Genomic DNA, 12,461 nt, shown 5'->3' with positions numbered 1-12,461 from the left:
CAAAAGGAAGCATATGCTTCCCAAAATAGGTGGTACAAGTATCGCCCAACTTCACTCGCTTCGCTCCCTTGTTAGGCTAATACTTGCACCAGTTTGAGCACCCTACATGGTCGCCCTTGGTTTTGGGATAATGCCAGACTATTGTCTAATCAGTTTGATGGTTTGGCTGTCTGTTCCTAGTTTCACTTTCATCAGGTACATGCCTGACGGTAACGGATTGCCATTTTCCATCTTGCCGTTCCATTTCATCTCATTGCCTTCTGGCATCTCCCATGTTCGGATGACTCTGCCCATCAGGTCTACGACCTCAATGGATACAGTTACCGCTTCAGCCGTCTGCCATGTCACGGTTACTTCTTCATTGAAAATGGTCGGATAAGCTGTTACTTTGTTTGACATTTTCTCTTCAAATGTAATCGGCTGAGGCATTTTGACCGTTCCCACCTGTGCATTGGTCTGGAATGTCATGACGTCCGCTGCCTGCAAAGGATCGACTGCTGTCGGATCATACAACTGGAAAGTCACTTCATTCACAGTAGTACTGCCCTGCATACTGATAAAGAACAGCGGTGATTCCAGCTGTGCATGGAACTGAGGAGCTGATACGCCTACACACTTACCATCTGCAAAAGCACCCAGCACCATCTGAGGCGAAACCTCTACGCCTTTTACCTCAATCACGGCTGTCATATTGCCCTCGTAGGTATAAGCATCTACCGACCAAGGACTTTCCACCGACGGCAATGCTGCCATTCTTGCGGAATTGCTGTCAAACATTCCCGACTCCGGATAGATTACCTCCGTATCGGTTCCTGTGGTGTAGAACATATATCCTTCTCCAGGTACCATATACTGCAGGTTGCCAACCCAACCTAACTGCGGTTCGTACATGGCAAATGCCGTTCTGCTCTTAATCAGGTCACCTTCTGCCGGATTCAGGCTTGACAGCGCTTCAGCTGTCAGCAGGTTTCGGCGGGAAATGTAACCGATACGGTTCCACATTCCTTCCAGCGGTACCGGATTCAGTGTCGGGTTGATCACTTCTCCCATATAGCTGAACTCTTTGGCTTCCTTCATTTCAATAAAGTAGGTACGCTCCGCTTCCACTTCCGTCATATTACCTACCAGCATTTGACTGTTGCTACTGTATTGGGCTGTCAGTTCACTGCTCTTGATTTCCAGCATCGCCTGTTTCACTTCCTGCGGGAAGAAGTCATTGAGGCTTCGGCTGTCAGGCTCAAGGTAGAACGATACCCAGTTCCAGCCTTTCTTCAGGCTTACCAACTGCTCGAATACTTCCCTTGCCTGGAAAACAACCGGATTGCTGATGGTTCCCTGCGTGCGGTTCGATTCAAACTTCATATCTGCCGGTGTCAGTTGCGCGCGGATTCTTCCCTCGCTGGCATCCCATAGCTTGAAGGAAATTGCGCTGTTCTCATCGCTATTCCCGAATACGGTCAGGAATGCCATATACTGTCCACGTGCTTCGATGTACTTCAGCTGGCAGGAACCTCTCAACTCCCCGTTGACATAGGCCGCCAGTCTATCTTCACTGTCTGTGGAAATGATATCGCCCACTTTCACGATGCCGATAAAATGCATGGTCGTTTCAAAACCCGATTCGTTTACTGTCCAGTCCGGTGCCTCACGGTACACCTGCAAGTCCAGCTGAAGTTTTTCGGAATAACCCAAATTACCCGTCAGCATAATGTCTTCCTGGAAAGTGCCTAGTGACATATCTGCATCCACCGTGAAATTGATGGTGGTATAGCTTTGCGGATCAAGCAGTCCGGATAACGGAGCTGCCTGTAACCATGACGGCAAGTTACTGATATTGTAGTTTTCAACCTGTCCACTCTTATTCAGGATTGGCATACTAAAGGTCAGTGGCTCACCTGCCTCTTTTTTCAGCGATACCGTATTGTCATTCCAGATCAGCTGATTCTGGTCAATATAGGCTGTCCATGTCTTGGTGCCGTTCATTGGGTTGCCAAACATGTCCTCTACCTGTGCCACACTGATATCAAGCTGTGTTCCTTCTACCAATGCCGGATCTACGTTCAGGGTGAAGATGATCTCACGCTCATTCGCCACATAGGAGAATGGCACCTGCTGTACTGCCGGCTGAACACTTACCTGCGGACCTTCCTGTGTGAAGTAATTGCCCAATGGAGAGATATTCAGGGAGGTGTTTTTCAGTCCGGTTTCACTTTCAAGGTCTGTCGTCACTTCTGCAATGCCACTGGTTTCACGGTACTGCTCAAACGGGAAGTACACCAGCAGTCCCAATTCATCTCCTTCCAATGCCTGATGGCGATAACGTCTGATCTGCGCTTCCGTCCTTCTGGTATTCCAGATTCTGATCTCATCGATTACGCCGTCCATTTTCTGGTCAAGCTGTAGCAGGGTTCCGTTCTGGAAGTAGCGCTGTCCGAAATAGATGCTTGAACCTGCAAAGCCACTGATGCCGCCTTTTCTGTTGGCTGCCAGTTTGCCGTCCATGTAAACACTTACACCTGTCAGCTCTCCATACGTCATGGCAAAGTGATGCCACTGGTTGTCGCCATAGTTGCCTGCTGCCGTCAAAGTCAGTCCGTTGTTGGTAAGCTGCAAACTGCCATCCGCCAGCAGGTTTACTGACCAGCCTTGCGTGTTGGGATCATCCGCTGTTCCCTTTCCGTTGGAAAGCAAGGTTGCTGCTGATGTCAGGGTGTTCGTCTTGAACCAGCACTCGATTGTATATTCCTGTTCCGAAGTAAAGCCAATGGTTGAGGCATTGATTGAAAGGCTGTCAATCGCGCTCAGGTCATAGGCGTAACCTTTGTGTGCCAATTCCCAAGCAGCATTCATCTCTGCATTGCGATGGCGAGCCTTATCCAACAGCTCACTTTCGCCCAATTCATCCATTGACCAATAACCCAACAATCCTGCTTCCTGTCCTGACAGGGTCGCATTCATATACTCGGTCAGTGCCCCACTGTTGCGGGCATGGTTCCAGATTCTCAGTTCGTGCAGGCTGCCCTCGAAGTAATGTACCTGATCATAGCTGCCGTATCCGACAATCAGTTCTCCATCGGCATATACCTGCTGCGGCAAGGCGTAGGTATTGTTGTTCCAGATACCATTCACAAAAAGCTCCACCACTTTTGAATCCTCGTTGAAGCTGACTGCGTAGTGGTTCCAACCTATTTCGGTTACCGGCATGGCAGCCACTTTTTCTGTACCGTTGATGCCTACATACAGGGCATTGCTTTCATCAAAACCGATTTCCCAGCTGCTTACTGCCTGCTGTCCCTGCGAGATCACAATCTCCTTCTTGCCTGTTGCCTCATGTTTTGCCCAGAATTCCACTGTAAAGGAAGTCGAGCGCAGGTCTGGACCGAAAGGCACACGGACATGCTGTTCTAATCCGTCAAAGGAAACGCTTACCTCATGCTTGATTTCTGCATAGTTCAGTTTGCCTCTGATATCCAGCTGTCCTGTTACGTTCAGCAATGCCCTGTTGATATCCTCATTGAAAGAAATACTCAATTCTTCTCCTGCGCCTAGAATGCCGTCAGAAGGTGAAGGCGAACCGAATACGCTTGGCAGTTCACGGTCAATGGTTCCGGCAAACACTTCCGTATATTCCTTGGATAGCTGCCCATCCACATGGCAGTAGGTAACCGCTCTTACTTCGTATTCCCCGTCCACTACATTGCTCAAATCCCATTGCCATGAAAGGGTAGCGCTGCTGGTCGGTATCCATTGCTTTTCAGTCAGGGAATCATACAGTGTAATTCCATTCTCACGGTATTCATAGACGGTGGTTCCTGAAGCACTTACCGAGCTGCCCTGCTGCTTATAAAAAGCGTCCGTCACAGGCAACCAGTCCGTTGTTCCTACCCTGCGGTATTGCAGGGTAATCTTTTCAAGGCTGTAATAGTTGATGTCGTACCCTCCCAGTTCCAATTCAAGAAGGTCGCCGTCATCGTAGTTCACGACCCAGTTCTGCTCTGGCTGCTCCCATTCAGGTGTGGAACAGGTAGGCAGGAAACCTGCTGACAGGTAAACCGTATCTGCAATCTCTGCCAGATCAAGGTTATTCTGCGCTCCCAACCAGTATTGGCAAGGTGAGTGTAGCACTAGCATAATGCTATCATATTGCAGTGTGGTTGCGCCTCTTTCCAGTGTCAACTCCTTTCGTAGGGTTGTTCCTGCCGGAATATCAAAATCCCTGTCTGGGAAAATTCCGTCAATCTTGATCTGAGCACCGTCTGGGTTACTGCCCTGCAACACTTTCAGGGAATAAACCCTTGTGTCTCCCGATTCACTCAGGTTGCTCAGGTTTAACTTGAATACTGCTGGCTGATCGTCCGGCACATTGTAGATTTTCTGGTGCTTCAGGTTTGTACCTACCGAAATTTCAGGTACATCCCGCTGCAAGGTTCTGCTACCCAAAAGAACAGGGCTGTAGTTACTATCCGTATATTCCGGAGACAGGTAGGAGACTTCTGCATCTTCGTGCGGACAAGCTGTAATACCTCCTTCGGTGATAAATACTGGTGTCTCAAAGTCTGACACAGTACTGTCGTTGAACGCCTCGTTGACAATGTCATCATTGAGCTGCACGATATTCATCAGGGCAAAAGCCATTGCTGTTGACAATACTTGATCCGCTATCAATCCTGGTACCTTCGCTTTGGTCAGCGCAAAACTTTTGGCGTAGTTAACCCCTACCAGTGTCATCGCTACAATATCACCTGCATCCCTGTCATACATATCTTCCGCTTCCTTGATACGCATTTCATCAAACTTCTTCCTGTTAAAGGATGGCTTGGTCACCTTAAAGTTAATACGGTCTCCCTGTTCAGGATCGCTATAGACAAAGCCCCATTTCACGGAATTTTCGCTGATATTCCCCACTTTTAAGGAAGTCTCCCTCATCGTCAGGAAATTGCTTTTCTGATCAAAACCGACACCATAACCCAGTATCAGTAATTTACCTTCAGTATTACTCGTAAAGTAGCCACTATAGGCATCCAACCATTCGTCATTATATTCCCTGCTGGCTACAAATGATTCTTCATAAGACACCTCTGCACCACCACTCATGGAGTAATCTTTCAGTAGGTTATCTGTATTACCACCATCAAAGTCCTGCTTTGCCAGTAGCTTAATATGGTCATTCTGTCTCAGAGCACTGATCCATTCCTCTATCTGAAGGTTGGTCATGTATACGGAGTCCATCGGGAAATCATTGCTTGGTACAAACGTATAGCTTTCGCCACCATAACCTGTTGCCGGAAACACTCCCAATGGCAAGCTGACTGTATCAGCTCCAAATACTGGGCTGTCATTGCTCATTCCGTAGAGTGGATGATCCTTCTCCAAATGAGAAGTGTAATGTGCCGGATTATTTTCCAGATAACTATTTCTGATCGCTACCAGATCTGGAATCAAATAATTGCGGATGTGATTCTGCGTGTAGGTAAAGAAGGTCTGGTCAGCTGGCTGAATTCCCAACACACTCAAAGAGTCGATACCATATGTACCATCTTCATTGCGCTGAATTTCCACGCCAATAGTCTGCCCAACCTTATAGTTCTGTGCATAACCGATAAATAAGTCAGCACTGCTGCCTACCCCATCCGACTCGGCGCTTGTCTGGATACGCTGCCTGGTGGTTGTGGTCAGAATCTGCGCATTGGTCTTGTTGGTCGTCTTGTCACGGTTGAAACCTGTACCTGCCTTGGATTTGAGATCCAGTTTAAAAATATCTTCCACTGAACCTGCTCCCAAACCAAAGAATACGGCTTTCTTGATACTGATATCATCTACTGCCAGTACTTCAAACTGGTTTTTGGTCATATCCGTCAGACGGGTTTCCGAATATTCCGTCAGCTTGGAGCCTTCATCGATATAGGCATAACTGTTGGAGCCTGGAGGATCTCTCAATACCCATTTCACCCTGTCCGGTCCGGCAGTCACAAAGTTGCCGTCCACTTGTCGGGCACCTACTACATAACCCTGTTGTACATTGGTTCCTCCATTGTCCCAAGGAATCACCTGTGTACTGGTATGCAACTCTACCGACATGGCTTTCAGGTGTGGAGGTACCACATTCGGTTCTCCCACACGGAAACCATAATAAGCTTGACTGGTCTCGTCTCCTGTTTCATAAGTAAGAGACACCCTTTCCGAATTTCCTGAAGCAAAATTATTTTGGAACAATACCTCTCCAATTACCGGATAACGGGAAACAATACTATCACTATCTGCATTCAGGTATTCCTCGTAAGCATTCAACTGATAGACTACCGAATCTCCCTGCTGGAATACCGGATAAGCCAATCCCAACGTATCAACTTGTAGCGTATCGTATTCTGTTACGATCTGTAATGCTCCTTTCAGTGGAAAGGAACCATCCTCATTGAAAACTGACAATTTCGGAGTGGCAGCATACATAAAGCTTGCTTTCTCATGGAAAGGATAGGTCAGTCTTACCGAGTCCACTACTGCGGTGGTATCATTGACCAACTCTTCCCTGCCTAGCCAACCCAACGTTTCCATTTCTTCAAAAACATCCAACTCGGTATCAGATATGATAAAATCCTTCGATACCGAATTGAGGTTAACCAAATCTGTCTTGCTCAGGGAAAGGAGACGCTGATCATCTTCCTCATCAAAGCTGAAAGTATTATTGAGTGCCACAGGTGCACTGGCGATATAATTGATCGGCAGCAGTTCTATTCTGTACTCACCTGTTTCCGTACCAGTACGAACTGTTGTTTCAAGGCTATTGTATAGGGTATTCTGAGGTTTGAAGGTAATATCCGCCACCCCGATGTTGTTCACTGTTCCTCCGAAGATCAGGTCTTTTCCGGCTTCCACCAGTCCACCGACTACCTTACCTATCACAATCACCCTTGTCATGTCTTTAAAAGTAAGGGTACTGATTGGCTCCTGAAAATCGTGATAGAATCGCACCTTGTTTTCTACCTTGTAATAGGTAGAATCTGCGCCCAGCAGTGTAGTTGCCGTATATTCATTTCTGAAAATGTGTCCATCTTTCTCAATGGTCAGCAAGTGCTCTCCGATCGGTACCTCGATCACAAAGCTTCCGTCTTCCTTGGTGAAGACTTGCTCTCCCTGATAGATGACAGCTTCACCGTCTACTTTCACCAGACCGCCATCTACCGGAATGTTGAGTGAGGTATTGGAAGGATCGCTGTCCTCATCAAAAGTCACTTTACCTGATACGACAAAAGAAGAAATATCCTGAAAATCCACCCCGTTTACCGCACGGCTGTTGTCGCCGATATAGACTACTTTTGAAGAAGGTGAAAACTCATGCACACCCTTGTTCGGAATTGCCTTGAACGATTCCCCAGAACCCGTGTAGCGGATACCGTACACAATATGGTTACCGTATTCGTCCGTATAGCCTACATACCCCAACTGGTCTGAAGTCGGGATAAAGTTTCCTTTCAGGAACTGAAGAATCTTGGCTGTGGCAAGTGCATGACGCTGGTTAAAGATATTGTCCTCATTCTTGGACTGGTCGTACGCCATTACGCCTACGCCTTCATCAAAGTTATAATATACCATCAGGTCATTGTCCTGATTATGGGTAATGCGGCTGTAGTCAATAGCAACCTCATCTGCAGTCTTGGCACGGCTCCAAAGTCTCAGCTCATCCACTCCACCGTTGTAACCGTTGAGGAAATACACCTGATCTTCCGGCTGTGCTGCAGCCATCATGGAAGTAAACTGTGCAAGAGATTGCTGGCTTTTCAGTTCGCCATCATGATAGAAACTGAAAGTCCCAGCCTCTGTGTCTGCCACTACTGTATATTGGTGCCATTCTCCTTTTACTGCGTCAAAATCCGTTACAGCTGTTCCTGTACCTCCAGTGACCATCACATCCAGTCCTGTTCCGGCATTATAAAGCTGTAGGGCGGCATTGGTCGAGTCACCTATTGCCAGCAAGGAATAGCGTAATTGTCCGTTGGCAATTTGCTCCGGCTGCAACCATGTTTCAAAAGTGAAATCGCCTTTCAATACCTCAATAATGTTGGCATTGGCTATACTGTCTGTCAGAAGGAGGTCACCGTTTTCCATCAGCAAGGCACTGCCTCGGTCTGAGTTGCTTACGTGTGTTACCTGTACGCGGACATCTTTCACTTCCTGTCCACCTTTGTACTCGATATGTCCGGAGATTACTCCTCTTGGCGACCTGAAGCCAACAACGGTGTGGGAAGTGATTTCTGAAACCTCTCCATTACACGGGATTTCAGCCACTACCTTATACTTGTAAAGCTTACCTGCCTGAAGAGTACGGTCAATGTACTGGTGTGTACCCGAACCCGTTGACTCAATCTTGAACCAGTTTAGGTCTGACTCATCATCAGAATAATAAAGCGCCCTGTAGATATGGAAAGCATCAACGAGTGAGTTGTTTTCGTTGTCCCATTCCAGTTCCACATAGTCTTCGTAATAGCCTTTTGTGGCGGTAAGGTTCTTCTCTTCACTAAAGGTATTGGAGATATCGGCACTGATCAGGGCTGCATCTGTCGTATAAGACTTATCGTTGTCACAGTCATCACTCAGCACAAATGTGTAGCGGTATGCCTCACAATTCTGTAGGCTAGCATCATCATCCCAATAATCCAGTGTTGTAGCCGTAATGGTACCGTAGTCAGGGTCCATTCCTGTATCCCGATCATACAGAACAGTTGTAGGTGATTGCGTGCCTGTTGTGACATTGACCCTGTAAACCGTTACCTGTTTGATGGCACTTAACTCACCACTATTAAGCGTCAGGATACTGTGCAGTGCTGCACTATCCACGTTGTAGGTCACCTCTTTATTGATCACCGTCGGCATCGTAGCAATTGAGGCTTTTTCGGTGGTGGAAGCGATATCCACAACCCCTACTAATCCCTGATAATTGGTGCCCGTTGCATCAAGATCCGCATAAATAATATCCGTCTGATAGCTGTAAAGCTTGTTCGCTGCTACTTCCGTATCCTCAAAGGTAGTACTGGAAGTAGTGGCAAAGTTCTGGAAGTCGGTATCCTCGCCATCTACTTTCTTCTTGATTCTATATTCCACTGTACCGGAAACCCCTGATGGCAATACTAATTCATTGTAGCGGATACTGAGTCGGTCACACCCCCTAAAACTGATAGCTGTTTCGGAATTCGCAATCACCACTCCCACCTTGGTGGTCAGCCATCCTTCCTTGTTTTTCAGTTTTGCCTGTATCGTCCAAAGCTTGTTAATATCATCGGCTGTAAAGTCTTCAGGCAATAAGGAAGTGATCACTTCACTACTATTGACATCATCGCTATAAAGATGGTATTCCAATATGGGTGCAGGAAGCTTGCTGATTACAGGAACCAAACCCGTTGAAGGCGTACCAGTAAAAACCATATCCGAAAGCAAGTCGGTCTGTTCTACAGTAAAGTCAACCGCTTCAGAATAGAAACCTGCTTTGGTGATGTATGATTTCAACTGCATCTCCGGCAAATACAAAAGCAGCGCATCATCGTTCGGTATATTTTTAAAAGTAAGGTTATAAGAAGTCGCCCCATTACTGTCTTCCACCCTCAATGACTGGTCATATTCAACTGTATAAGTTTTGGTTCCCTTTGTAATGGTCCATCGTAGAATACTCCCTGCTGTCGTTGCACTCAAACCATTTAAGGTGTTGTCCGACTTTATCGGTGGAATAATGTTCTGTCCTGTCCATCCGTAGTTAAAAAAGTTATTAGGCGTATTGGCTGCAGACTTCCAACTAAAAGCGAGGTCAAAAGTGTTATCCCCATTGTTAATCATGTTCAATTTAACATTGGTTGGTTCAGGACTGACCGGCACCGGATAAGAATAGGTTGATCCCGCCCCACGGTAGGATGGTCTCAATGAAGTTGGTATTGGCTTCTCTAAAGGATAGATATAAAGCTGGTTCAGGTTCTGAAATACTGTTGAACCTGTGTCCATGTTCTTGAACAGGATACTGTAAGTGCCACTTCCATAATTTGAAGGGACTGATACATTACAGTTACCTGACTCCTCCTCTCCAGAAACATATTTCTTATAATACCAGATGTTACTGCCTGGCACAACATAATTAACATCACCAAATGTAAGAAGTGAGCCCAGTTTAGCTCCTACCGCATACCCATACATATGAGGTAACTCATACTCTTTGGTGTCCCAGCTAACGGTCACATTGGCTTTATCACCACTCAGGTATTCAAATGCAATCGTAGGTTGCTGAACTCTGTTATCATAATTTTTCGGTTGGAATACCACTTCGTCAGCGTTGCCGCCCCTATCCAGTAAACCGGCGCTGCCCTTTGCCTTGATGACCATCTGATAGGCATTTTGCCAAAGTCCGTCTCCATTTGTCACATCCTGAATCTCCATGGTATAATGTGCCCCATAGGTTCCGGAAGTGGTAGCTGAAATATTGGCACTGAACGTTTTTCCATTATAGGTAAAAGTAGTCGTATAGGGATAAGCATTGTTCCAGAAAGAACCTACATCCAATACTGATCCCGCAATATTGAGTTCATAGTCCAAGATGCCATAATGCATATTGAAAGGGGTATCCCATTCCAACGTCAACGTGTTGTTATCGTAGTCATAGAGAGGAGTTCCGACAGTGGGTATATCTTTTTGACCATAAAAACTTTCTCTGTAAGGAATAGTGGTAATGGTTCCCCTGGTTGAGCTATTATTACTCTCTCCAATTGCAAAGGCAAAATACGCATTGCTGTTGTTGAGGTAGTCGTAAAAAGTTTTGGGCAAGGTGACAAGATATTCCCAAGATGAATCAGCGTTGACCCGCTTGTAAATCGAGATCGTAAACGCCTGTCCTCCATAGGTAATAGAATAGGAAGCTGAAGTATTGTTGGCAATACTTTTATTTTCGAATGAAGCTAGTACCTGATTACCTGTCATCAAATAAAAGGAGTGCTGTGAATCAACATTGACTGATGATGAAACCTGGAATATAATATTGGAACCGGAAGAACTCATAGAGGTAAACCTTGTCTCCCAAAAAGTTGTCTGAGCAGTCAGGTTATACAGAAATCCTTCATAATCGATTTCTTCCATGGTATTGTTAGGCTGCCATGACATGGCATTCACCTTGGGAATTGATATTAGGCTTATCAGAATAAAAAGGATCGTCTTTATCCATGAAGTGTTGTCATTCACGGTAGTGGTGCGTTTCGGTTTTAGTTTTTGCATTTTCTTGATAGAAAAATGAAAGAATACTTTGTTACAAAAGTACGTACCCCGAATGCTACTGTTAAGAATTGATGGTGGACAAAATGTGGACATTCCCGAAGCCCTATTTCCAAGACCATTGGAAAAAGTAAAGGCGCAACGTGTCCGCTGCGCCTTGAGAATTATGATTTTCAGCTAAACTCTATGAAATATTAGGTTATTAAAGTATTAGCTAATTGCAGAAGTTTGGGTTAACTAGTTACCAGAATGAGTAAAAATGACAACGATACAAAAGTAGCTGCATTCCTCTCGTCTCCCTAATTTTATGGGTAGACAAAGGGTGGACAGCCTCATAAAAAACTTTTGAAAAAAACTAGGCAAAAGCCGTTTTGATATAGACTCTAAGGTCATCCTCCTCACCCAACTGCAATTTCTTTTTCAACCTGTACAGTGATTTTTTAATGCCTTCATAGGAAATATTACACATATGAGCGATCTCCTTGTTATGCAAACCAATACACAAATAGGCACAAAGCTTTAGGTCATTTTGAGTCAGAGTAGGCTCAGCCTCTTTCAGTCTTTCAAAAAACTGTGGATGTACCTCTTCAAAATGGATTTTATAAGTATCCCAACTCTCATCATGCTCCAAAAAACCTCCCATCTCCTTTTTCAAGTTTACGAGGTCCATACTCATTTTCTCTAAAGTAGTTTTCCCTGAAAGTATATTTTCAATCTGGTTCATCACTCCACTCATCATTTGGTTCCTCTGCGAGGTATACAGAGTAGCGGTAGCCAGCTTACGGTTTTTCAGTTCCACCTCTTCTTTCAGCATCTCTTCCATCTGCCTGTATTGGTCACTTAACCGAAACACTGTTTGCATTCTTGCTTCCAGTTCTACAGTATCCAAAGGCTTCCGAATGTAGTCTTCTGCTCCAGCATTTAGGGCAGTTGCCAAATTCTCTGAAGAAGTCATCTTTCCTGTTGCTATGATGATGGGAATCTGTTTTGTATTCGGATGTTGTTTCAACATTTTCAGCACTGTAATCCCACTCAGCTTAGGCATTTCCCAATCCAATATGATTAGGTCTGGAAGGTACGTCTGTGCCACCTTAAATCCCTTCTCAGGATCCAGTGAGGTCAATACCTTGAAGCTACCTTCCTGCTCCATCAGGTAGTTGGCTATCAGCTTAATATTAGCCAATTCATCATCTACAATTAAAACAGTCCTTGTCATTTTAGCC

General features: G+C 45.6%; 3 protein-coding genes. 1 reads left to right on the top strand and 2 read right to left on the bottom strand.

Features of this window, described 5'->3' with window-relative positions; translation table 11 throughout:
• Nucleotides 1-138: 138 nt before the first annotated feature.
• Nucleotides 139-11,241 carry a LamG-like jellyroll fold domain-containing protein gene (locus tag V6R21_RS08450; protein ID WP_334242680.1) on the bottom strand — a complete coding sequence of 3,701 codons (11,103 nt, stop codon included), beginning with the start codon at nucleotides 11,239-11,241 and terminating at the stop codon, nucleotides 139-141.
• A gap of 52 nt (nucleotides 11,242-11,293) precedes the next feature.
• Between V6R21_RS08450 and V6R21_RS08445 the strand changes: the two genes are divergently transcribed.
• A complete protein-coding gene (locus V6R21_RS08445; protein WP_334242678.1) occupies nucleotides 11,294-11,419 on the top strand; it encodes a hypothetical protein in 126 nt (41 codons plus the stop codon).
• Nucleotides 11,420-11,593: 174 nt separating this feature from the next.
• Here V6R21_RS08445 and V6R21_RS08440 read toward each other — a convergent pair whose 3' ends face one another.
• The gene (locus V6R21_RS08440) at nucleotides 11,594-12,454 is read right to left on the bottom strand and encodes a response regulator (protein ID WP_334242676.1); all 861 of its coding nucleotides are present in this window, start codon (nucleotides 12,452-12,454) and stop codon (nucleotides 11,594-11,596) included.
• Between the last annotated feature and the right edge of the window lie 7 nt (nucleotides 12,455-12,461).

It is taken from the genome of Limibacter armeniacum (assembly GCF_036880985.1).
Lineage (GTDB): Bacteria > Bacteroidota > Bacteroidia > Cytophagales > Flammeovirgaceae > Limibacter > Limibacter armeniacum.
This window is presented reverse-complemented; position numbering and strand designations above follow the sequence as displayed.

Excerpts from the sequence above, each read along its gene's own strand:
- V6R21_RS08450 (WP_334242680.1), bottom strand. The coding sequence starts at position 11,241 with ATGCAAAAACTAAAACCGAAACGCACCACTACCGTGAATGACAACACT.
- V6R21_RS08440 (WP_334242676.1), bottom strand. The coding sequence starts at position 12,454 with ATGACAAGGACTGTTTTAATTGTAGATGATGAATTGGCTAATATTAAG.
- V6R21_RS08445 (WP_334242678.1), top strand. The coding sequence starts at position 11,294 with ATGCTACTGTTAAGAATTGATGGTGGACAAAATGTGGACATTCCCGAA.